Consider the following 22,995-nt stretch of genomic DNA (forward strand, 5'->3'; position numbering starts at 1 on the left):
GTGCCAGAGCGGAGCGACCCGGGCGGGGGGCCAAGGCGAGTCAGCCGATGTCCTGCGCCACGAGACTCAGGGCGACCGGTAGTCCCAGTCCAGTTCCCAGCACTGCAGGTGGTGGTACCCCAGGATGGCCACCGCCGCGCAGCCGTCGGGCGACAGCTCCGCCGCGATCACGTCCTCGCCGCACTCGATTTCGGTGACCAGGCCGCCGCTGGGCAGGTGCCACAGGCGCAGCAGCCGGGACGACGCCGTGAGCAGGAGGTCGCCGTCCGCGCTGAGGGCCAGCGACGTCACCCGGTCGTCCGCCACCTGGGCCACGGCTTCGGCCGAGCCCGCGACGGACAGCACGATCTCCCCCGTGTTGTCGAAGCCCAGGCGGGTGCCGACGAGGACGCGGCCGTCCGCGCTCGCGACGAGCGACGACTCGCCGGGGTACACGCGCGCCTGGCGCACCGACGTGAAGTCGCCGGCGTCCAGCACCCAGGCCCGGCCGTCGTCCTTGACCAGTACGGCGACCGACCCGGACAGGACCAGGCGCTCGTCCTCGCGGACCGCCCAGCCGTGCAGCGGGCGGCCCGTCAGGCGGTTGCGCAGGATGCTGAGGCCGTCCCCTCGCACGAACTCGAACGCCGGGTTTTCGTCCTTCAGCACGGGGTTCCCGGCGTCGTCGCGCACGACGACGCCGGCGCGGCGGGCCGTCCGGAGGTCCCACAGGACGTCGGCGCCGTCCGAGTCCGTCGTGAGCACGTGGCGGTCGTCCGCGCAGGCCGTCGCGCGCTCGAGGTCCAGCTCGTGCCGGTCCGGGGCGGCCACCACCTCGCCGGTGCGCAGGTCGATGACCCGGACACCGCGGCCGAAGAAGTCCGCGAAGGCGTAGTGGACGTCGCGGGTGAGCGCCGTCCGGCCGTGCAGGACGGCGTCGAAGCGGCGGGTCGGCCACACGCCCGCGAGCGCGGTCCGCTCGCTGAGGCCGCCCACCCGCCGCCACAGCGTCCGGAGCTGCGGGTGCCGCCGGTAGGCGGGCATCGCGCGCACGACGTCCAGCTGCCGCCGGGCGTCGGCGAGCCGGCCGGTGTCGAGGAATTCCGCGGCCAGGCCGAGGTTCTCCGCGGCGGCCAGCGCGTCCCCGGCCATCCGGTCGGTCGGCTGCGGGCGGGCGTAGCTCCACGGCGCGGCGGGCCCCGGCTCGGGCACGTGGACGACCGCCGTGGTGTGCACGGTCTGCGGGGTGCGGCTGCCGAGCAGGACCAGCACCGTGCGCCCCTCGGCGTCCGCGGCGACGGTCATCGGGTCGCGGGAGTGGACGGTCGTGGTGAACGTGCACCTTCCCTCGTCCAGCCGCCAGCTCTGGAGCTGGACGTCGAAGGTGTTCACCGCGGTGCGGCCGTCGTCGCTGACGGCGAGCCAGCTGAAGCCCTTGTTCCACAGCAGGGCGCTGCCGATGGCGGTGACCTCGGCGGTCGTCAGGTCCACCCGCACCACGTTGTCGTCTTGGGTGGCCGAAAGCGCGTACCGGGCGGAGGGGCTGAGCGCGCAGTTGTGCCGCAGGCCGCCGATCCGCCACAGCTCCTCGCCGGTGCGGGCCAGTGCCCGCAACGTCCAATCGAAGCCGTCGAACACGACCAGGCGCTCGTTGTCCGCGGTGACCGCGATCGCCCAGCCCCGGCCGGACCCGGATTCCGGGTGCCCGGCGCGGATCAGCTCCAGGGCGTCGTCCAGCACGTGCACCGCTCCGTCACCGGAGAGGGTGGCCACCACGGTCCCGTCGGGGCTGACCGCCACGGCCGCCACCCCCGGCACCACCACGACCCGGGTGCACTCCCCCGTCGTCGTGTCCCAGACCCGGACCTGCCCGGCCTCGTCGGCGGAGACCAGGACCCGGCCGTCGGCGCTCAGGGATTGCGACCGGAGGCGGGCTTCGTGGCCCGCCAGGCTGTACCGCACCCGGCCCTCCGGCAGCGACCAGACTTCGGCCTCCCACTGCCGGAAAGTCACCGCGGCCACCCGGCCGTCGGCGCTCAGCGCGAGCGGGTGCGCCAGGCCGCTGTGGATGATGCCGGGCCGCTCGGTGACCGCGCGGTCCGGCAGGGCGCGCGCGAGCGCGGTGTCCGGGCTGTCCGGCAGGTCGTCGAGCAGGCGCAGCGCCGCTTCCTTGTCCCCGCGTTCGATGTGGACGGCGGCGATCAGGTGGTCGGCGGTCCGGTCGCCTTCGTGGCTCAGCCGCACCGCGTCCAGCTCGGCGAGCAGCTGCCGGTCGGTCTGCGCGCCGGACCGCCACCGGCGCAGGCCGCGGTTGTAGGTCGCGTGCGGGTGGTGCGGGTCGGCCCGCAGAGCCTCCGCCCAGAGCTCGTCCGCCTGCTCGGCGCGCCCGAGGTCCAGCAGGGACAGCGCCCGGTTGGACAGCGCGTCGGCGAGCAGCGGGGCTTCGTCCGGCCGCTGCCGCGGGTAGGGCTCGAAGACCGTGGCACGGTAGAGCTCCGCGAGTTCGTCGGCGAGTTCGCCGAAGCCCGCGGGCCGGGCCGCGGGGTTCTCGGCGAAGCACCGCCGCAGCAGGTCGGCGACCCCCGGCGGCACCGGCGGGAGGACGGGGTCGGCGGGACCGGCCTCGAGGAACTGCGCGAAGACGCCGGCCGCCGCGTGCCCGAACATCGCGGGCGGCCCGCCGGAGAACATTTCGAACACGCTGACCGCCCACGACCAGACGTCGGTCGCCGGGCCGAGGATTTCGCCACGGGCCTGCTCGGGCGAGCAGTACTCCAGGGTCATGCCCCCGCCGCCGGTGGCGTTCGCGAGGCCGAAGTCGGTGACCTTCGCCGCGCCGCCGGTGTCGAGCATGACGTTGGCGGGCTTGACGTCCTGGTGGACCACCCCGCGCGCGTGCGCGTGCCCGAGGCCCCACGCGGTCTGGATCGCCAGGTCGAGGATCCGGCGCACCGCCGGGCGGTGGCCGTCGCCGTAGAGCGCGCGGTCGCGGACGGCCTCGGCGAGGCTGCCGCCGCCCGCCCATTCGGCGAACACCCGGGGCGTGCCGTCGACGCGGCGGACGTAGGCGCAGCTCACCAGGTGCGGGTGCGCGCCGAGGCCGACCCAGGTCTCCGCCTCGGCCTCGAACCGTTCGGCGTCGGCCGGGGACGCGACCAGCTCCTGGCGCGGGGTCTTGACCGCCAGCTCCATGCCCCACTGCCGGTGCCACACGCGGTAGACCAGGCCCATGCCGCCGGTCGTGACGACGTCACGGACCTCGTACACCCCGAGCACCACGTCCCCCGGGGCCCACATCTAGTCCACCTGCGCCACGTACAGCGGGGTGCCGAGCAGGACGGTGACGCCGTCGGTCGTGGGGCTGGGCCCGTGCAGCAGCCGCTTGGCGACGAACTCGAGGTTCTGGTCCGGTCCCGGCATGGCCTCGTTTGCCCGCTGCACGGCGGCCAGCGCGCCCTTGTGCGCCCCGTCGTCCTCGTGCTTGATCGCTTCGGTCAGCGCCCCGATCTCCGGATCGCTGCGCAGCCCGGCGAGCAGCGACGGCAGCACCGACCGCGGCGCCCCCGGCGCGGCCGGGGCGCCGCCGAGGATGTGGTGCCCGGACCCGCCGAGCCCGACGACGGTCCGCCCGGTGGTGCCGCCGAAGTAGGCGAGCGTCGGCTCGGCGGGGAACGGTCCCCAGTTCATCGGCAGCAGGCCCCAGAAGAACTGGCCGGGTTCCTCGACCGTGCCGAGGTCGCCGTGTTCTTCGAGGTAGCGGACGACCCGCTGCAGCTTCGCGGTGCGCTCGCCGCCCGCGGGCGCTTCCCTGGCCTGCTTGCCCCCGAAGAGCTTCAGGTTCACGCTGACCTCGGTCGTGCGCTTCTGCGCGAAGCCCGGCGCCAGCTGCGCGAGCAGCATGTCGACTTTGCTGTCACTGACGTACAGGTAGTACTGGAACGACAACGTGCTTCCCATCCCCCGACGACGCTGGCCGGATCATACCGGCCGTCAGACCGCCTTCAGCACGCTCGCCAGCACGATCGTCGCGCACACGATCCCGTTGAGGATCCGGTGGTCCACGATGATCGCGGCGAATTCGCGCAGCGTGGCGCTCGGCCAGAAGTACCACGCCGTCGGTGCGCCGATGACCTGGCCGTTCACCTTGGTCTTGCGGGCCAGCAGCGCCGCGCGCAGGACGTGGAAGTTGTTGGTGACCACAACGCACCGGTAGTCCGCCCGCCGCTCGCGCATGAGGCCTGCGCTGAACGTCAGGTTCTCCCGCGTGGTGCGCGATCGGTCTTCCAGCACGATCCGCTCGCGCGGCACGCCGCGGCCGGTGAGGTAGTCCGCCATCGCGTGCGACTCCGGCAGGTCTTCGCCCGGCCCCTGCCCGCCCGAGGTGACCAGCAGCGGCTCGCGGCCCTTGCGGCATTCGGCGTCGAGCACCCGCCGCCCGCGGTCGAGGCGGGCGGCCAGCAGCGGCGGGACCTTCCTGCCGCCGAGCAGGCCGGAGCCGAGCACCACCACGAAGTCCAGCGGGCGGCGGGTGCGGATCCGGCCGTAGACCAGTGAGTACAGCAGGAAGCAGACGAAGAGGAACGCCAGGTAGGCGACGATGCCGTTGACGCTGTCGCGGACCGCTTCCAGCGGCGCCCAGCCCAGCTGCCCGACCACGAAGTCGAACACGATGAGCGCCACGATGCCCACGCCGGCGGCCAGGGACAGCAGGTTGGCCGGGCGGCGGCCTTCGCGGCGCAGCATCGTCACGCCGTTGCCGATCAGGAACACCGCGAGCACGACGATGGTCAGCGGGATCAGCGCGACCAGCCCGAGCGCGACGAAAGCCGCGGCCTCCGGCGAAATCGACGCCAGCAGCGCGAGCAGCGTCAGCCCGAAGAACGCGAGTGCGAAGAACAGGTAGAAGCCGTTGCGCAGCTTGCGGCGGTCGAGCAGGAAGCTGACCAGGAAGACGGCGAAGCAGAAGACGGCCGCGACGAGCGGGAGCAGGGCCGGGTTCACGCGACCTCCAGCCGTCGCCAGGTCGCCAGGAACACCAGTGCCGCGGCGACGGAACCGAAGGAGGCGAACGAGTTCGCGGCCAGGTAGACGACCCAGGCGTTGTCCCGCACCGTTTCCGCGTACCCGCCGCCGGCCAGCGACGCTCCGATGAGGACGGTGCCGAGGCCGAAGAACACCACGGCACCGAGGACGGCGACGGTCACCACGAGCACCCGCGGGATCCGGCGCGGCCCGTCGTGACGGCTGATCGCCCCGCGCCGCGCGAGCCACCACGACGCCAGGCAGGCCAGCGCGAGGGCGATCGCGTCCGCGGCGAGCGTGTCGGACAGCCGGTGCCACTTCGCCGTCACCGTGTACGCGCCGATGCCGACCGCCCAGGACAGCAGGAAGAACAGCGTGACCCCGCGCCAGCGGTAGGGCACCACGATCAGGGCGGCGAACAGCACGGTCATCGCGATCGTCGTGTGCCCGCTCGGCAGGCTGTTGGCGGCGTAGTGCCCGGTCACCTCGACGAGCCGCGGCCGCGGCAGCACGTACCGCTTGAGGACCTGCGTCACGAGCTGGCCCGCGACGATCACGCCGGCCGCCGCGAACGCGAGGTCCAGGCGGCGGCGCAGCAAGCCGACCAGCGCGACCACGACGACGGCGGCCACCAGCGAGACCAGCGTGATCCGGCTCAAGCTCGCGTCGGCGACGGCCTGGTCGCGCGCGGCGGCCTCGTCGGCACCGCGCAGCGCTGCGTTCTCCAGCTCCTGACCGGGCACCGTCCAGACGGCCAGGAAGTAGACCGCGGCCAGGACGACGGCGCACGCGGCGGCGACGACCGGCCAGCGACGGACGGGAACCACCCCGGGGACCTCCTGCCGTGCCGTTGGTCCGGACAGCCTAGTTGCCTGCTGCGACCGGCCGCACACCGAGGGTGAGACGCAACCTTCGGCGGGCTTCGCGCGTGGACCTGGTGTTCGAGTGGTCTGGTGTTGATTCTCTGGTGTTTTCTGAGTTATTCCGTTTGCCCGTGTTCCGTGTTACGTTCGGTTTGACGAGCCCGCGGTAGTGCTCCGGGCTCGGCGTGCCCGCCCCCGCCCGGAGTGCTCCGCCGTCCCCGCCAGGCCGGTGCGCGGTTCCGTGCGCGTCCTCGGAGGAGTTCGATGCGCCGTCTCGTCGTCCTGGTCCTCGCGCTGCTGTCGCCGCTCGTCGTGGTGACCGCACCCGCGAACGCCGCCGTCACCCCCAAACCACCGCCGCTGTCGACGCCGTGGACGTCGCAGGTCAGCACGACCGATCCGCTGCCGGAATACCCGCGGCCGCAGATGACGCGGCCCGACTGGCAGTCCCTCAACGGCGAGTGGGAGTTCCTCAACCCCGCCACCGGCTCCGGCGGCAGCGTCGACCGCAACGCCGCACCCCCGCTGGGACAGACGCTGCCCGAGCGCATCCTGGTGCCCTACCCCGTCGAGTCGGCACTGTCGGGCATCATGCGCAACGACAACCGCGACCTGATGTTCTACCGCCGCACCTTCACCGTGCCGCCGGCCTGGGCCGGCCGGAACGTGCAGCTGCACTTCGGCGCCGTCGACTACGAAGCGACCGTGTGGGTCAACGGCGTCCAGGTCGCGGCGCACAAGGGCGGCTACGACCGGTTCGAAGCCGACATCACGGCGCGGCTCAACGGCGGCGCGAACGAACTCGTCGTGCGCGTGTACGACCCGACCGACGGCCGCGGCGAGAAGCAGCCGGTGGGCAAGCAGGCCACCACGCCGTCGAACATCTTCTACACGCCCACTTCGGGGATCTGGCAGACCGTCTGGCTGGAACCGACGGCGCCGTCGTCGATCTTCTCGGTCGACATCTACCCGAACCTGGCGAACAACACCGCGCGCGTGCGGGTGTTCGGGCGGGGGAACGTCAGCGGGTACTCCGTACTCGCCGAATCGATGACCGGCGGTGCCGTCGTCGGCAGCGCGACCGGTGGCTTCACGGAGTTCTCGGTGCCGGTGCCGAACGCGCGGCGGTGGTCGCCCGACGACCCCTTCCTCTACGACCTGCGGGTGTCGCTGCGCACCGCCTCGGGCGCGACGGCCGACCAGGTGGTCAGCTACTTCGGCATGCGCGAAATCGGCACGAAGAACGTGAACGGCGTCCTGCGGCCGACGCTCAACGGCGAGTTCGTGTTCCAGATCGGTACCCTCGACCAGGGTTTCTGGCCCGACGGCCTGTACACCGCGCCGACCGACACGGCGCTGGCCTCGGACCTGCAGAAGCACAAGGATCTGGGCTTCACCATGGTCCGCAAGCACATCAAGGTCGAGCCGGCGCGCTGGTACTACTGGGCCGACCGGCTGGGATTGCTGGTGTGGCAGGACATCCCGTCGACACCGACAGCCGACAGCAACCGGACGCCGGCGCAGATCGCCGAGTTCGAAACCGAAGCGCGCGAGATCGTCGACGAGCACCGCTTCTCCCCCGCCGTCGTCACGTACGTGCCGTTCAACGAAGGCTGGGGCGAGTGGAACCTCGACGAGACCAAGCGCGTCACGACCAGCCTGAAGAACTACGACCCGACCCGGCTGGTGAACGCGCACAGCGGGTTCAACTGCTGCGCCTCGAAGGGTGACCCGGGCACCGGCGACATCATCGACTGGCACGTCTACACCGGACCGGACGCGCCCCGCCCGTCCGGTAACCGTGTGTCGGTGCTCGGCGAGTTCGGCGGGCTCGGCCTGCGCAACCCCGGTCACGAGTACAGCCCGACCGGCAACTTCTTCGCCTACGAACAGATGGCGAGCGCGGCGCAGCTGAACGACCGCTACACCGGCATGGTCCGGGACGCGAAGCAGCTGATGCTCACCAAGGGCCTGTCGGCGTCGGTCTACACCGAGATCACCGACGTCGAAGGCGAGTACAACGGGCTGCTGACCTACGACCGGCGGGTGCAGAAGGTCGACACCGCCCGCGTCCGCGCGGCGCACACCGACCTGATCACCGCCTCGAAGAACCTCAACGCGGCCGTGCCGCTGACGCTCGGGCACCTCCGGTCGTTCCGGGTGACCACGCCCGGGTACACCGACCGGTACCTGCGGCACGCGGATTCCCTCGCCCGCACCGATGTCCTGACCACGGGCAGCGCGGACGGGGCCCGCCAGGACGGCTCGTTCCGCACGGTCGCGGGGCTCGCGAACCCGCGCTGCTTCTCCTTCGAGTCGGCGAACTTCCCCGGGAAGTTCCTGCGCCACGCCGACAACCGCGTCCGCATCGACGGCGACACGGGCGGCTCGTTCGCCGCGGACGCCACCTGGTGCTCCCGGCCGGGCCTCGCCGCCGGCGGGACGTCGTTCGAGTCGTTCAACTTCCCGGGCCGGTTCATCCGGCACTACAACGAGAGCGTCTACCTGGCCGTCAGCGGCGGGCCGAACCCGTGGGACACCGCGACGAGCTTCGCCGCGGACGCGACGTGGGACGTCTCGGCGCCGGCGCTCTGGCGCAGTTCGGTACCCCTGGCGGTCAACGCACGGCAGTCGCTGCAGGTCACGACGTGGGGCTACACCGACCGCTACCTGCGCCACGCCAACGGCCTCGCCTACACCGAGGTGGTGAACAACGGCAGCAGCGCGCTGCTCAAGCAGGACGCGACGTACACCGTGCGGCGCGGGCTGGGCGAGTCGTCGTGCTACTCGTTCGAGTCGGTGAACTACCCGGGCCAGTTCCTGCGCCACCAGGACGGCCGCGTGCGCAATTCGCCGGACGACGGGTCGGCGCTGATGCGCGCGGACGCGACGTTCTGCAGCCGCCCGGGCCTGGGCGGCACCGGCGTGACGTTCGAGTCGCTCAACATCCCCGGCGCGTACCTGCGCCACTTCGACTCGGCGGTGTACATCGCGTCCGGCGCGGGCACCGGCTCCGACCGCCCGCAGACGGTGTCGGCGGACAGCAGCTGGACCGTGGCGGCGCCCTGGGCCCCGTGACCGGCGGTGGTCCGGTGTGGACTGTCCACACCGGACCACCGGACCACCGGACCACCGGCTCACCCGGCGTAGCACTCCGCCAGCGCGCCGAACGCCGCCTTCGGTTCCCACGGCACGTCCGGGTACGTCTCGCCCGTGCCGTTCTCCAGCACCTTCACCACGCCCCAGCTCGCCATGTCCAGGTCCTCGGCGGGATCTTCCCGGTGCCAGAGCCCGTAGCAGACGAACGTGCACGCGAAGGCCGCGTCGACGCCTTCGGTGGTGAACACCTCCAGCAGTTCGCGGAAGTACCGCGCCTGCTCCTCTTCGTCGCGGACGTACGCGCCCTTCAGCCGGACCGGGACGTCCCCCTCGTACTCGAGGATCTCGCCGCAGCGGGCTCCCAGGTCGGCCGCGCCGCGGTACGGGGTCACGCCGAACTCCGTGATCGCCACCGGCTTCCCCGCGGCGACCAGCGCGCGGATGCCGTCGCGGTAGCCGTGCGCCACCTCCTTCGAGCGGTGCGCGTCCACGGACACGATGTCGAACGGCGCCCAGTCCACGCGCTCCAACGGCACCGACGCGTAGGTGATCCGGCCGACGAAGCGGGCCCGGACCGTCCCGGCCGCGCGGGCGAGGAACTCGTTGACGCGGGCCGGGAGGCCGGCCACCAGTTCGCGGGACGCCAGCAGGTTCACCACGCGGTCCTCGAGGCCGTCGCCGGGGACGAAGCCGTGGTTGAACAGGCTCAGCTCGGCGCCGGTCACGAACACGACCTCGGCACCCGCGGCGCGCAGCCGTTCCGCGCGGGCCGCGCCGTCGGCGAACTGCGCGAGGATCTCCTCCGGCCGGCGGTCCCAGGGGAACGGCGAAAACCACACCTCCAGCCCGAGCGCGGCCGCCTGGCGCGCGGCGGATTCGATCCGGTCGAGGTCGGTGCCGATCAGCCGGACGGCCGTGCAGTGCAGGTCGTCGCGGATGATCGTCAGCTCGCGGCGGACCAGGTCCGCGTCGAAGGGGCGGTTGAACCGCCCGTCGCGCGCGAGGCCGGTGTCGTAGCCGATGCCCTTGGCTCGCATGGGCGAAGCTCCTCCCAGTTTAGGTACGGTACGTACCGTACCCTACAACTACGGTACGGTCGGTATCCATGGCCGAAGTGAAGACCCGGCGCCGGGGGACGGAGCTGGAAGACGCGATCCTGCGCGCCGCGGCGGACGAGCTCGCCGAGGCGGGCTACGCCGGGCTGACCATGGAACGCGTGGCCCTGCGGGCGGGCACCAACAAGAACGCGCTCTACCGCCGCTGGCCGAACCGCGCCGCACTCGGCGTCGCCGCCTACCGGCACCTGGCCGGCGACCGGCTGAGCCCGCCCGGCACGGGTGACCTGCGCGAAGACGCCCTGACCCTGCTGCGCGCGATCAACTGCGGCCAGTCCTCCCCCGCCGCCCGGATCCTCCGCGGCCTCCTGGCCGGGGTCGGCGACGAACCGGAGCTCCTGGCCCAGCTGAACGAACAGGCCACCGAAGGTGTCACGAACACCTGGCAGACGGTCGTCGACCACGCGATCACCCGAGGCGATGCGCCGCCCGGAGCACGGCACCCGCGGGTCGCCACCGTCGCGCTCGTGCTGCTGCGCAACGAATACCTCACTCGCGGACTGACCACAGTGGACGACTCCGTGCTCGTCGAGATCGTCGACGAGGTCTTCCTGCCCCTGGTCCGGCGCCGGTGACGCGGCTCGAGCGCCACACGAAGATCGCCGACGCCCTCGCGGACGCACCGGACGACTTCCTGGCCGCCGCGCGCCCGCTGGGCACCGGGATCGGCGGCTCGACCTGGCTCCTGACGGTCGAAGGCGAGCCCGTGTTCGTGAAGCGGGTCGCGCTCACCGACGTCGAGCGGCGGCACGAGGGTTCGACGGCGGACCTGTACGGCCTGCCGCCGTGGTCGCACTACGGCGTCGGTTCCGCGGGCGGCGGCGCGTGGCGGGAGCTGGCCGCGCACCGGGCGGCCAGCGATTGGGTCCGCACCGGACAGTGCGGGAACTTCCCGCTGCTGCACCACTGGCGGGTCCTGCCCGGCCTGCCGCGCCCCCGCACCGACCTCGAGCACGACGTCGCGTTCTGGCACGGCGACCCGGGCGTGCGGCGGCGGCTCGAAGCCCTCGACGGCGCCACCGCGGACCTCGTGCTGTGCCTCGAACACGTCCCGGAGAACCTGACGCGGTGGCTCGAGCGGAACCCCGGAGGGATCGAACTCGCCCACCGGGACCTCCGGGCCGTCACCGAATTCCTGGCCGGGCAAGGTGTCCAGCACTTCGATGCGCACTTCGCGAACGTCCTCACCGACGGCGAACGCCTGTACCTCACCGACTTCGGCCTGGCGGCGCTGCCGGACTTCACGCTGTCGGGCGCCGAGGCGGAGTTCCTCGCCCGGCACGCCGACCACGACCGCGCCTACGTCTTGACCCACCTGGTCAACTCGATCGTCCGGCCGCTCGTCCCCGAGCCGGACTACCGCGTCCGCCACGCTTTCGTCCGCGACTGCGCGGCGGGACGCGCGCTGCCGGAGCTGCCCTCGGCCGGGCTCCTGCGGCGCTACGCCCCGCTCGCGGTCGTCGTGAACGAGTTCTACGTTTCCCTGCACGGGGAAAGCCGCAAGACCCCGTACCCCGCCGGGGAAATCGCTCAGCAGCTGGAGCGCGCCGGCTTGCCCGCGAACCGGCCGGCCAGGTAGCCCACGACGTCGCCGGCCGAGAACGCGAGCGTCGTCACGTGCTCGCCGAGGTAGCCGCCCCAGGTGACCGGGACCCCCACCGCGCAGTATTCGCGGCGCAGGGTCTGCGCCTGGGCGAGCGGGATGATCTCGTCGGCCGTGCCGTGGAACAGGAACACCGGGGCCTTCGGCGGCCGGGCGCCGAGCTTGTTCTCGGCCAGCCGGGCCTGCCACTTCGCCGTGGTGAGCGGGTTCGCCGTCGTGTAGTCGGCGATGTGCCCGAAGGCGTAGCCGAACACCGCGTCGACGCAGGCGTCCCGCTGGGTCGCGTACAGCGTGCGGCCGCGGTCGTTGAGGTAGGCGGGCAGGTCCAGCTCGGGGTAGGCCGCGTCCAGGCCGAGCGCGGACAGCAGCAGGAAACCGAACCCGACGCTGCCTTCGAGGTTCTTCGCCACCGCGTCCAGGTCCGCGGGCGTGCCGCCGGCCGTGATGCCCGCGACGGCCAGCTCGGGTGCGTACGACGGCGCCAGCTCCCCCGCCCAGGCCGCTCCCCCGCCGCCTTGGGAGTAGCCGGAGAACGCGACCGGACCGCCCGCCGCGAGGCCCGCGGCCGGCAGCCGGGTGGCCGCGCGGGCCGCGTCGATCACCGTGTGGCCCTCCGACCGGCCGACGACGTAGGTGTGCGTGCCGGGTGTGCCGAGGCCTTCGTAGTCGGTGATCGCCACCGCCCAGCCGCGGCTCAGCATCGCGTCGACGAAGAGCGGTTTCTCGTAGTCCGGCTGGAACTTCGACGGCGCGCAGCGGTCGCCGATGCCCCGCGTGCCGCTGGCCACCGACACGATCGGCCGCGGCCCGGCGCCGGTCCACGGCTGGGCCGGCACCAGGACCCGGCCGGACACCGCGATCGGGGTGTCCGTCGCGGACCGCGACCGGTACAGCACCAGGTAGCCCTCGGCCCCGGGCTGGTCCGGCAGCGGCCGCCACCACACGACGTCGCCGTCGGCACCGGCCGGCAACGGGCTCGGCGGGGTGTAGAAGGCGTCTCCGGCGGGGCCCTGCGGCGGCTCCGCGGCGTTCGCCGGGCTCGCCGTGGTGGACACCAGGAGAACGGCCAGCAGGACCGTCCACAAGCGACGCATGGGAACTCCTCGTCGAGTCCGTTGTCGGGGAACTGCTTCAGAAGACGCGGTCGACGTCTTCGGTGATCAGGTGGTCCAGCGCGCGCTCGGCGACGGCGGCGATGGTCATCGAGGGGTTGCAGGCGGCGGTCGTCCCCGGCATCAGGGCGCCGTCGAGGACGTACAGGCCGCGGTGGCCGAGCACGCGGCCTTCGAGGTCGCAGACCGTGCCCATCGCGGCGCCGCCGAGCGGGTGCCAGGTGCTGGGCACGACGGCGGTCGTGTCGAGCAGCACGCCGAGCGGCCCGGCGATGCGGGAGATGCGTTCGTGGATGCGCGCGCTCAGCTTCGCGTCGGCGTCCGACGGCCAGTGCAGGACGGCGTCGTCCTTCGCGGCGTCGTAGACGAACCGGCCGCGCCCGGCGCTGATGCCGTAGCCGACGAGCATCGTGGTGCGCAGGTCCGGCAGCGGCGGCAGGGACGCCTGGATGACGGTGTTGGCCGTCGCCGGGTCGTCCCACTCCTTGCTGCCGTAGACGACCGGACCGCCTTGCGGGGCACCGAAGTCGTCGGCGAGGTTCGTCCAGGTGTAGATGCGGTCGCCGTTGGTGCCCCAGCCCGCGCCCAGTTCGTCGGGCAGGTCGGGGATGTCGCCCTTCGCGCCCGCGCGCATCAGCAGCCGGGTCGTGTTCGCCGTGCCGGCCGCCATCACGAGTGCTTTCGCGGTCAGGATCTTCTTTTCGAGCACGTTGCCGGCGGTGTCGATGCGGTCGACGCGGACTTCCCAGCGGCCGTCCGGCGCGAGCGCGACATCGGTGACGTTGTGGAGGACCGCCACGGTGCAGCGGCCGGTCGCTTCGGCGGCGGCGAGGTAGGTGACGTCGACCGAGTGCTTGCCGCCGTTGTTCACCCCGAGCGCGCAGTCCCCGTTGGTGTAGGACGGTTTCACTTCGCCGTCGAGCTCGCGCAGCGCGAAGTCCCAGTCGATCGGCATCGGGATCTTCTCGACGTCGTAACCGGCGTTGCGCGCGTTGCGGGCGAAAACCCGGGCGGCTCGGTAGGTCCTGCTCTCGACGAGGGCGTCCGGCGCGGTCTCGATGCCCAGCATCGCGGCGACGCGGGGGTAGTGGTCGGCGGCCATCCGGGCGTAGTCGAGCTGTTCGGGGAAGCAGGCGTGGAACAGCTCCGCGGTCGGCTGCAGCGTCATGCCCTGGTAGACGAGCGAGCCGCCACCGACACCCGCCGCGCACATCATGCTCATGCCTCGACCGCTCACTTGTTCCAGCAGCCCGGTGTAGCGCTCGAACGGCGGCAGCGACGGCAGTCCCGGCAGCGAGGGCGCGGAGCCGAGCCAGAAGATCCGCTTGTCCGGCGACGTCGGGTGCGGGAACGTCTCGGCGTCCGGCCCGGTCGGCCAGCGCCGGCCGCGTTCGAGCACCAGCACGGGCACGCCGGCCCGGGCGAGCCGCAGCGCCGTCACCCCGCCGCCGAACCCGGACCCGATGACGACCACCCGGTGTTCCTCGCGGGTGACCCGGGCGGCCCCGAGGGCGGCGGCCCCGGCGACGGCGGCGGCGCCCTTCAGGACGGTGCGGCGGTTCAGGACGGGCATCAGGCTCCTCCGGCGGTGGTCGTGACCTGGGGTAACGGTAGGAACCCGAACCGAGAGATGGAACGGATTGCCGGTCTCACTACTCACGAGTAACGTGCTGGCCCATGCGCGCAGGGCGACCGTCACCGGCCGTACCCCGCCGCGTCGACGCGCGCCGCAACCGCGAAGCGATCCTGCGCGCAGCCGACGAGGTGTTCAGCGAAGAGGCCGACGTCGTCCTGGACGAAGTGGCCCGCCGGGCCGGTCTCGGCCGCGCGACGGTGTACCGCCACTTCCCCGACCGCACGGCACTGGCGTTCGCCGTCGCGGCCCACCACCTGACGGCGCTCAAGGGCCTGGTCCGCGACGAACCGTTCCGAGAGCTGCTGTGGCGGGTCCTGGCGATGCAAGCCCGGCGGCGGCCCCTCGTCCGGGTGTTCCGCGAGCTGCCGGAACGCAGCCAGCGGCAGTACACGCAGGCCCTGATCGCGTTGCTGCGCCCGGCTTTCGAGCGAGCCCAGCGTGAGGGCGGAGTGCGCGCGGACCTGGAACCGGCGGACCTGGCGTTGCTGTTCGAAATGCACGAAGCGGCGTTGGTCGCCGGGCCGGCGCCGCGAGAGCGGACGGAACCGGCGGAGCGGCTGGTGCGGGTGTTCCTGGACGGCCTCGCCGGCGCGGGCGGCTGATCGCGCGGTCACTCACCCGCTCGGCCGGATCTCGTCGAATCGGGGCGACGCGACCGGGGACAGCGGAGACCGATCGGCTCTTGACCACCACCCGGAGCGGACATAAAGTCAGCGTGCCCGCCCGATGTTAACGTTAACATCTTGCCCGAAGGGTACAACGATGAAGTTGTCCTCCCCGCGCCGTTTCGGCGTCGTGCTCGCCCTCGTGGCCGCACTCGTCCCCGTCCCCGGTGCGAGCGCCGCGCCACCGGCCGCCGTGAAAGCCGCCGCCGAAAGCCTTTCCGTGCCCGGGATCGACGACGTCCGCGGCAACCTCACCCTCCCCGCCGGCGGCCCGGACGGCACGACCGTCACCTGGACGTCGAGCGCGCCCGCCGTCATCACCCCGACCGGGGAGGTGACCCGGCCGCCGTCGGGGAGCGAGCCCGTGCACGTCGGTCTCACCGCGAAGGTGAGCGCGGGCCGTGACAGCGTCACGCGGCGGTTCACCGCCACCGTCGTGCCCAAGCCCGTCCAGGAACCCCTTGCCGGGTACAGCTTCTTCTACTTCACCGGCGAAGGCACCTCCGACGGGGAGCAGATCTACTCCGCGCTCAGCCGCGGCAACGACCCGCTGAACTTCACCGAGCTCAACAACGGCCGGCCGGTCCTCAAGTCGAGCCTCGGCGAACTCGGCGTGCGCGACCCGTTCATCCTGCGCTCCCCCGACGGCGACAAGTTCTACCTCCTCGCCACCGACCTGCGGATCTACGCCGGCCGCGGCTGGGACGCCGCGCAGCGGACCGGGAGCCGGTCGATCATGGTGTGGGAGTCCACCGATCTCGCGCACTGGTCGCGCCAGCGCAGCGTGCAGGTCTCGCCGCCGACCGCCGGGAACACCTGGGCGCCGGAAGCCTTCTGGGACGCCAAGCGCGGCACCTACGTCGTCTACTGGGCTTCCAAGCTCTACGCCGAGAACGACCCGAACCACACCGGCGACAGCTACAACCGGATGATGTACGCGACCACCCGCGACTTCGTCACCTTCAGCGCGCCGCAGGTGTGGATCGACCCGGGCTATTCGGTGATCGACTCGACCGTCATCAAGGACCAGGACACCTACTACCGCTTCACCAAGGACGAGCGCAACACCACGTCCTCCACGCCGTGCAGCAAGTTCATCACCGAAGAGAAGTCCACCGACCTGCTCGACCCGCACTACGGCTTCGTGGCCGACTGCATCGGCAAGGCGACGGCGACCGGTCCCGGCCTCTCCGCGGGCGAAGGGCCCACCGGCTTCAAGTCCAACACCGAGAACAAGTGGTACCTGTTCATCGACGAGTTCGGCGGCCGCGGGTACGTCCCGTTCGAGTCCACCGACCTGAACTCCGGGAAGTGGACGATGTCGACCGGCGCGCACCTGCCGGCGTCACCGCGGCACGGCACCGTCCTGCCCGTCACGCAAGCGGAGATGAACCGGCTCAGCGCTCCCCCGGCACCCGTGCGGGCCGACGCGAACGGCCTGGTCGCGCACTGGCCGCTCGACGCGAAGTCCGGCACGGTCGCGGCCGACACCACCGGGCACGGCTACGACGGCGCCCTCGCCGGCGACGTGAGCTGGACCGACGGCGCGCTCGCGTTCGGCGGCAGGAACGGGCACGTGCAGCTGCCGAACAACCTGCTCACCGGCGCCGCCGCGGCCACCGTTTCCGCCGACGTCCTGGTCGATCCAGGCCAGCAGACGCCGTACTTCCTGTGGGGCCTGGGCAACACGGCCGAGGACGGGACCGGCAACGGCTACCTGTTCACCACGGGCGGCACCGCGAGCGGCGGGCTGCGCGGCGCCATCGCGACCGGGAACTGGACCACCGAACAGCAGGTGGCCTCCGCCGGCGGGCTCCCGCGCGGGGTCTGGAAGAACGTGACCCTGACCGTCGGCGACGGCGTGGCGGTGCTCTACCTCGACGGCGTCGAAGTGGCCCGCAACGCGAACGCCACGATCAAGCCGTCGGACCTCGGCGGCGGCGTCACGGCGGCGAACTACCTCGGCCGGTCGGTGTACGCGGGCGACAAGACCCTGATCGGCAAGATGAAGGACGTGCGGCTCTACGACCGGGCGTTGTCCGGGGTGGAGGTCTCCGCGCTGCCGTCGAACAGCACCGCCATCCGCTCGGTGGAGCTGGCCTCGCTCAAGACGCCGGCCGTCGTCGACTCCGGCGCCGGGACGGTGGTGCTGCCGGTCAAGCCGGGCACCGACCTGCGCAAGCTGGCGCCGACGTTCGGCCTCGCGCCGGGTTCGACCATCAAGCCGGGCAACGGGAAGCCGGTCGACCTCAGCACGCCGAAGCGGTTCACGGTCACCGGGGCGGGCGGCGACCGTCGCGTGTGGACGGTCGAGGCGCACGAGGTGCGCAGCCCCGTCCTGCCGGGCTTCACCGCCGATCCGAACATCGTCGCGTTCGGCGACACGTACTACCTCTACCCGACCACGGACGGCTTCGACGGCTGGAGCGGCACGAAGTTCTCGGCGTGGTCGTCGAAGGACCTGGTGCACTGGACGGACGACGGCGTCATCCTGGACCTCGGCCCCGACGTGAGCTGGGCCGACAAGAACGCTTGGGCGCCGACGATCGCCGAGCACGACGGCAAGTACTACTTCTACTTCTGCGCCGAAGCCAAGATCGGCGTGGCGGTGAGCGACTCGCCGACCGGCCCGTTCGTCGACTCCGGCAAGCCCTTGATCGCGAGCAACCCCGACGGCGGCCAGGCGATCGACCCCGCGGTTTTCCGCGACCACACCGGGCAGCCGTACCTGTACTGGGGCAACGGCAACGCCTACGTCGTCCCGCTCAACGACGACATGGTGTCCTTCGACCCGGCGAAGATCACCCACCTGACCGGCCTCGACGGCTTCCGCGAGGGCCTGTTCATGGCGGAGCGCAAGGGCACGTACTACCTGAGCTGGTCGATCGACGACACGCGCAGCGAGGACTACCGCGTCGGCTACGCGACGGCGCCCTCGCCGGCGGGACCGTTCACCAACCGCGGCCTGATCCTGAGCAAGGACGCCCACCTCGGCGTCCTCGGCACCGGGCACAGCTCGATGCTGCAGGTCCCGGGCACCGACGACTGGTACCTCGCCTACCACCGCTTCGGCATCCCGGGCGGCGACGGCACCCACCGCGAGACGACGATCGACAAGCTCACCTTCCGCCGCGACGGCACGATCGCCCCGGTCGCGCCGACGCTGGAAAGCGTGCGGCCGCAGCGGATCCCGTGGCACTGCGGAGCGGTCCGGGCGATCTAGCCAGGATCACTCGAAGCGGTGAGACGGAGATCACGAGCGTGGACGTTTACCCCTGCCAGCGCGGGGTAAACGTCCACCGTTCAGGTTGCTTCGCCGCTTCCGCCCAGGAGTCGTTTGATGACCAGCGTCCTGACCGACGGCCTCGAAAACGCCCGACCGGTCCCCCGGCCGCGCCCGCGTCCCGTCGCGTCCGAAACGCTCACCGAGCTCGCCCGCCTCGCGGCGCTGGCCGAGCTCGCCCGGCGCTCGTCGCCGTCCCTCATGCACCACGCGATCCTCGCCGGCACCTCGCCCGCCACGGTGGCGGCCGCCGCGCAGATCGACGTCGCCGAAGCGCACATCCGCTGGCACGAATGGGCCGACACCGCGGTCGGCCGCGACGAGTACCTCCGGGTGCACACCGCGTTCGCCGACGCCGTCGTCGCCCGCCACCGGCCCTTCGCGGAGGAGCCGTGCCCGTGACGACCGGAGAGACGACCCTGGCCGACCTCGCCGCGCTGGACAAAGCCGCGGCCGAGCTGCTCGACCAGATCACCGAACAGCTGGCGACGGTGGCCGAACGGCGCTGAGCCGGAGCCTGGGTTCGAATTTGAACACCGGGTACCGTGGTGGCATGGGTCATGCGCGGGGGCTGAGCTCCGAGGAGAAGCGGGCCTGGAACGCGTTCCGCACCAGCTTCACCCTGCTCCACCAGCGGATGGACCAGCAGCTCAAGCGCGACGCCGGCCTGTCCCACCTCCAGTACGAGATCCTCGCCCGGCTCGGCGCCGCCCCGGGCCGCGAGCTGCGGATGGCCGAGCTGGCCTGCGCGGTCTCCAACTCCAAGAGCGGGCTGACCTACCAGATCGGCCAGCTCGAGCAGGCCGGGCTCGTGCGGCGGCGCGCGTGCGAGAGCGACGTCCGCGCCGTCTACGCCGTGCTGACCGACGAAGGCGCGGCCCTGCTGGACCAGGCCGTGCCCGGGCATGTCGCGCTCGTGCGGGAGCTGCTGCTCGACGTTCTCACCCCGGCTCAGCTGAGCGCGCTGGCCGACGGTCTCGGGGAGGCGAACCGCCGCATGCTGGCGGCCGAAGACTGCTCTTGACGTGACCTGGGTCACTTTTCGCCGGGAACGCCCTCGATCCTGGAACCCGTTCCGCCCCTTCCGTGAACAGCTGAGGACACCGGCAGCAGCGGAAGGCGGGCGATGACCCGGGAAGACACGAAAGACGACGACGCGAGCGTGATCACGCGGTCGCGGCGGGAGCCGAGCCTGTTCGCGGTGATCTTCGACCGCCACGCGCGGCACATCCACCGCTACCTGGTCCGGCGGCTCGGCCCGGCGGCCGCGGACGACGTCCTCGCCGACACCTTCCTCATCGCGTTCGACAAGCGGGCGAAGTTCGACCCGGCGCGCCCGGACGCCCGGCCGTGGCTCTACGGCATCGCCACGAACCTGGTCTCGCGGCAGCGGCGGGCGGAGGTGAACGAGCTGAAGCTCCGGCTGGCCCTCGGGCCGCCACCGGCCGAAGCCGGGCACGCCGAGCAGGTCGCCGACCGCGTCAGCGCCCGGGCCCTCGGCGACCGGCTCGACCGGGCGCTGGCCGCCCTCCGGCCGCGCGAGCGGGACGTCCTGCTGCTCGTCGCCGCCGAAGGGCTCGGCTACCAGGAAGTCGCCGAAGCGCTGGCCATTCCCGTCGGCACCGTGAAGTCGCGGCTCAACCGCGCCCGCCACCGCGTCCGCGCCGAACTCGGCGCTCTCAACCTCGTGAAGGAGACCTCGGACCATGGATGAGCTGGACCTGATCCGCGATCGCGCGGACGCCGTCGGCTTCGCGACGGCGGAAGAGCTCGTCCCGGCCCGGGACCGGCTGCTGGCGGCGGCGCGAACCGGGCGGCCGCGCCGGGCGAGGCGCTGGTGGTGGACCGCGGGCGCCGCGGCCGGGCTGGCCGCGGGCATCACCGCCGTGGTGGCGCTCGCCCCGGCCGGCGAAACCGGCGCCGGGGTCGGCGTCGGGGTCGCGCAGGCCGACCCGGTGCGGGTGCTCACCGAAGCGGCCGGCGCGGCCCTCGGGGAGCAGGCCACGCCCCCGCGCGCGGACCAGTACCTGTACGTGAAGACGGAGTACCCCGGCCACCAGACCCGCGAAGTGTGGTTCTCCGTCGACGGGACCCACGACGGCCGGATCGGCGACATGAAGATCCCCGGCTGCCGCGACGGCAAGGCGCCCATCTACGGCGCGAACGACCCGAGCAGGGAGGGGACCTTGGAAGACTGCACTCCCTCCCCCGCCTACCGGACGGACCTGCCGACCACGGCGGACGCGATGCTCGCCTACCTCCACGAGCACCACAGCGGTGAGCGGGGCGACGTCAACGCGCTGGGCAAGGACGTCGTCACCCTCGCCCACGAACAGGCCCTCCTGCCCGCCTCGTACTCGGCGTTGTTCGCGGCGGCGGCGAAGATACCCGGCCTGACCGCGCTGGACCACGTCACCGACGGCGCCGGCCGCCCGGGCGTCGGGATCACCTGGCCGGTCCCGCCCGGTTCGTCACCGAAGGCCAAACCGGAAGTGCTCGTCTTCGACGCCACCACCCACCGGTTCCTGGGCACCCCGGGCAGCGCGGTGACCGTGAAGACCTTCGTCGACCGGGTGGGTCAGCGCCCCTGACGTTAGGCTGCGGAGGTGGCTTCCCGGGACGCGACCGACGAAGAAGCCGCGTCGCGGCCCGGCGGACGTCCCCGCGACGCGGCGCTCGACGAAGCGATCATCCTGGCCACCCGGGCGCGGCTGGTGCGCGACGGCTACTCGCTGATGACCATCGGCGACATCGCGTCGGACGCGAAGGTCAGCCGCCCGACGCTGTACCGCCGGTGGCGCACCAAGTTCGACCTGGTCGTGGACGCGCTGGACTACGGCTTCCGCAAACAGCGCGATTCGTACACAGTGGACTTGAGCCGGATGGCGCCGCGGGAGGCCTTCACCGAAGCCGTCCGCCGGCTGGATCCCGCGTACTTCAACCCGGACGCGATGGTGCTGATGGGCAACTTCGCCGGCGAGGCGATCCGCACCCCCGAGCTGCTCGAGATCGTCCGCGAGCACGCCGTCGAACCGCGGGTCGCGCTGGTCGAGAACGTGCTGACCCAGCTCCAGGCGAGCGGCGCGGTCCGGGACGGCATCGACAAGCACACCATCGCGACCCTGTGCTTCGGCAGCTACTTCGCCGCGTTCCACCGCGGCGACGACAAAGACGGGATCCCCGCCGCCGTCGTCGCGGTGCTGTGGCCGTCGATCGCGACGCCACCCGCCTGACCGGCGGCGACGCGGTTCACGCCGGAAACTCGCAACCATTCCGGCCTCCCGCCCGTGTATCAGGGGTGTGAGGACTTCTTCGCAACGACGGCGGCTCTTCCGGCCGCGGGCGACGGCCGTCGCGGTGCTGGCCGGGGCCGGGCTCGCCTTCGCGCACACGACCACCGGAGCGACGCTCGCCGGGCCGATCCTGGCCGCCGCGGCCGGCGGGCACGGCCTGCCCGACCCGGCGGCCCCGGTGCCTTCACCGGTGACCACGACGCCCCGGCCGGCGCCGAACCCGACGTTGCCCTTCAACGCGAAGCTGACGTCGGACGACATCCCGGTCCCGGGCGGCGGCGTGCGCAACGGCGCCTGCAGCGGGTCGCTGATCGCGCCGCAGTGGGTGATCACCGCGGGCCACTGCTTCCACGACCTGGCCGACGCCCGCATCGGCGGCCGCCCGCCGTACACGATGACGGTGACCATCGGGAAGGTCAAGGACACCGACCCCGGCGGCCACACGGCCCGGGTCGTGGACGTCAAGCAGTCCCCGGTGAACGACCTGGCACTGGCCGAGCTGGACCTCGCGATCAACGACATCCCCCCGGTCACGCTGAACACCCAGCAGCCGGTGGTGGGCCAGCAACTGCAGTTCGCCGGCTGGGGTTCCCACTCGGCGACCGTGCTCGGGCCGTCCGACCACCTGAAACGCGGCCGCTTCACGGTGTCGGGCATCGGCCAGTCGACGCTGGAGGCCCAGCCGGTGGGCAAGCGAACCGTCGAAAACGGCCCGTGCCCGGAGGATTCGGGCGGCCCGTTCTTCACCTCGGACGACGACCACACGGGCACGCTGGTGGCGATCGTCAACACCGGTCCCCCATGCCCGCAACCGGGCGCGGAGACGATCGCCCGGGTGGACGTGGTGGCCAACTGGATCCGCGAGCAGACCGGCTGACCGGCGACGCCCGGGACGCGGGCGCCGCTGTGATCGGTGGTCCCGGCGCGTTCCGAGCCGGCTGACCCAAACCCCGTCTCGCACCGCCACCTGGCCGGCGATCTCCCAGCCTCCACGGCGGACCGATCCGACCTTCGGACCCCACCTCAGCGCACGCCCGCGCGCGACCAAACGGCTGACCGGCGGCGCCCGGGACGCGGGCGCCGCCGTGATGGATGGCCCCGGCGCGTTCCGGACCGGCTGACCCGCCCCCGTTCTCGCACCGGCATCTGGCCGGCGATCCCCGGCCCGTCCGGCGAAACGATCCGACCTCCGGACCACACCACGGCAACCGCCCGAGCGCGCGAGCAGACCGGCTGGGCGGCGGCGCCCGGGCCAACCTGCTCGTGACGACCTACGTGCCGACGAAGTCCGGGCCCGTCACCTACCACCCGGCCGCGGCGCAGAC

At 72.4% G+C, this 22,995-nt stretch carries 18 protein-coding genes; 11 read left to right on the top strand and 7 right to left on the bottom strand.

Annotated features, from left to right (window positions below):
- Positions 1-66: 66 nt before the first annotated feature.
- From AB0B33_RS25235 to AB0B33_RS25250, 4 genes are read right to left on the bottom strand one after another with little or no spacing between them, the layout of a single operon-like run.
- A complete protein-coding gene (locus tag AB0B33_RS25235) occupies positions 67-3,276 on the bottom strand; it encodes a protein kinase (RefSeq protein WP_360776132.1) in 3,210 nt (1,069 codons plus the stop codon).
- Entirely contained in the window at positions 3,277-3,936 is a 660-nt protein-coding gene (locus AB0B33_RS25240) for an SAVMC3_10250 family protein (protein ID WP_360776135.1), read from the bottom strand.
- 33 nt (positions 3,937-3,969) lie between these two features.
- Positions 3,970-4,980: a YdcF family protein gene (locus tag AB0B33_RS25245; RefSeq protein ID WP_360776138.1), complete on the bottom strand. Its 1,011-nt coding sequence runs from the start codon at positions 4,978-4,980 to the stop codon at positions 3,970-3,972.
- On the bottom strand, positions 4,977-5,828 hold the full coding sequence (locus tag AB0B33_RS25250) for a phosphatase PAP2 family protein (RefSeq protein ID WP_360776141.1): 852 nt from the start codon (positions 5,826-5,828) through the stop codon (positions 4,977-4,979). Before AB0B33_RS25250 ends, AB0B33_RS25245 begins: the two co-directional genes overlap by 4 nt.
- Positions 5,829-6,128: 300 nt before the next feature.
- Between AB0B33_RS25250 and AB0B33_RS25255 the strand changes: the two genes are divergently transcribed.
- Positions 6,129-8,942, top strand: coding sequence for an AbfB domain-containing protein (locus AB0B33_RS25255; RefSeq protein ID WP_360776144.1), 2,814 nt, complete (start codon positions 6,129-6,131; stop codon positions 8,940-8,942).
- A 59-nt stretch (positions 8,943-9,001) separates the two neighbouring features.
- Here the strand turns inward: AB0B33_RS25255 and AB0B33_RS25260 are convergent, their stop codons facing one another.
- On the bottom strand, positions 9,002-10,000 hold the full coding sequence (locus tag AB0B33_RS25260; RefSeq protein WP_360776147.1) for a hypothetical protein: 999 nt from the start codon (positions 9,998-10,000) through the stop codon (positions 9,002-9,004).
- A 68-nt stretch (positions 10,001-10,068) separates the two neighbouring features.
- Here AB0B33_RS25260 and AB0B33_RS25265 point away from each other — a divergent pair, with 68 nt between their 5' ends.
- Both AB0B33_RS25265 and AB0B33_RS25270 read left to right on the top strand, forming a co-directional pair.
- Positions 10,069-10,653 carry a TetR/AcrR family transcriptional regulator gene (locus AB0B33_RS25265; protein ID WP_360776150.1) on the top strand — a complete coding sequence of 195 codons (585 nt, stop codon included), beginning with the start codon at positions 10,069-10,071 and terminating at the stop codon, positions 10,651-10,653.
- Positions 10,650-11,657, top strand: coding sequence for a hypothetical protein (locus AB0B33_RS25270; RefSeq protein ID WP_360776153.1), 1,008 nt, complete (start codon positions 10,650-10,652; stop codon positions 11,655-11,657). The genes AB0B33_RS25265 and AB0B33_RS25270 overlap by 4 nt, the downstream gene beginning before the upstream one ends.
- On the opposite strand, the gene AB0B33_RS25275 is transcribed toward AB0B33_RS25270, so the two are convergent.
- Together AB0B33_RS25275 and AB0B33_RS25280 are read right to left on the bottom strand one after the other, a co-directional pair.
- Positions 11,609-12,775, bottom strand: a complete 1,167-nt coding sequence (locus AB0B33_RS25275) for a lipase family protein (protein ID WP_360776156.1) — start codon at positions 12,773-12,775, stop codon at positions 11,609-11,611. The two genes, AB0B33_RS25270 and AB0B33_RS25275, sit on opposite strands and share 49 nt — an antisense overlap.
- A gap of 37 nt (positions 12,776-12,812) precedes the next feature.
- A complete protein-coding gene (locus AB0B33_RS25280; RefSeq protein WP_360776159.1) occupies positions 12,813-14,366 on the bottom strand; it encodes a GMC oxidoreductase in 1,554 nt (517 codons plus the stop codon).
- 104 nt (positions 14,367-14,470) lie between these two features.
- Here AB0B33_RS25280 and AB0B33_RS25285 point away from each other — a divergent pair, with 104 nt between their 5' ends.
- The 8 genes from AB0B33_RS25285 to AB0B33_RS25320 all read left to right on the top strand — a co-directional run bounded on the left by AB0B33_RS25285 (position 14,471) and on the right by AB0B33_RS25320 (position 22,547).
- Positions 14,471-15,031 (top strand): helix-turn-helix domain-containing protein, encoded by a 561-nt coding sequence (locus tag AB0B33_RS25285; protein WP_360776162.1) that lies wholly within the window; start codon positions 14,471-14,473, stop codon positions 15,029-15,031.
- Between the two features lie 160 nt (positions 15,032-15,191).
- Entirely contained in the window at positions 15,192-18,317 is a 3,126-nt protein-coding gene (locus AB0B33_RS25290) for a family 43 glycosylhydrolase (protein WP_360776165.1), read from the top strand.
- Between the two features lie 117 nt (positions 18,318-18,434).
- Complete coding sequence (locus AB0B33_RS25295; protein ID WP_360776168.1) at positions 18,435-18,779, top strand: hypothetical protein; 345 nt, start codon at positions 18,435-18,437, stop codon at positions 18,777-18,779.
- A gap of 151 nt (positions 18,780-18,930) precedes the next feature.
- A complete protein-coding gene (locus AB0B33_RS25300) occupies positions 18,931-19,401 on the top strand; it encodes a MarR family transcriptional regulator (RefSeq protein WP_360776171.1) in 471 nt (156 codons plus the stop codon).
- Between the two features lie 102 nt (positions 19,402-19,503).
- Entirely contained in the window at positions 19,504-20,091 is a 588-nt protein-coding gene (locus AB0B33_RS25305; RefSeq protein ID WP_360776174.1) for an RNA polymerase sigma factor, read from the top strand.
- Complete coding sequence (locus AB0B33_RS25310; RefSeq protein WP_360776177.1) at positions 20,084-20,968, top strand: CU044_5270 family protein; 885 nt, start codon at positions 20,084-20,086, stop codon at positions 20,966-20,968. The genes AB0B33_RS25305 and AB0B33_RS25310 overlap by 8 nt, the downstream gene beginning before the upstream one ends.
- A 15-nt stretch (positions 20,969-20,983) precedes the next feature.
- Positions 20,984-21,610 (top strand): TetR/AcrR family transcriptional regulator, encoded by a 627-nt coding sequence (locus AB0B33_RS25315; protein WP_360776180.1) that lies wholly within the window; start codon positions 20,984-20,986, stop codon positions 21,608-21,610.
- A 67-nt stretch (positions 21,611-21,677) separates the two neighbouring features.
- Positions 21,678-22,547 carry a trypsin-like serine protease gene (locus tag AB0B33_RS25320; RefSeq protein ID WP_360776183.1) on the top strand — a complete coding sequence of 290 codons (870 nt, stop codon included), beginning with the start codon at positions 21,678-21,680 and terminating at the stop codon, positions 22,545-22,547.
- Positions 22,548-22,995: the final 448 nt, after the last annotated feature.

The sequence above is a fragment of the Amycolatopsis sp. NPDC049159 genome (assembly GCF_040648295.1).
Lineage (GTDB): Bacteria > Actinomycetota > Actinomycetes > Mycobacteriales > Pseudonocardiaceae > Amycolatopsis > Amycolatopsis pretoriensis_A.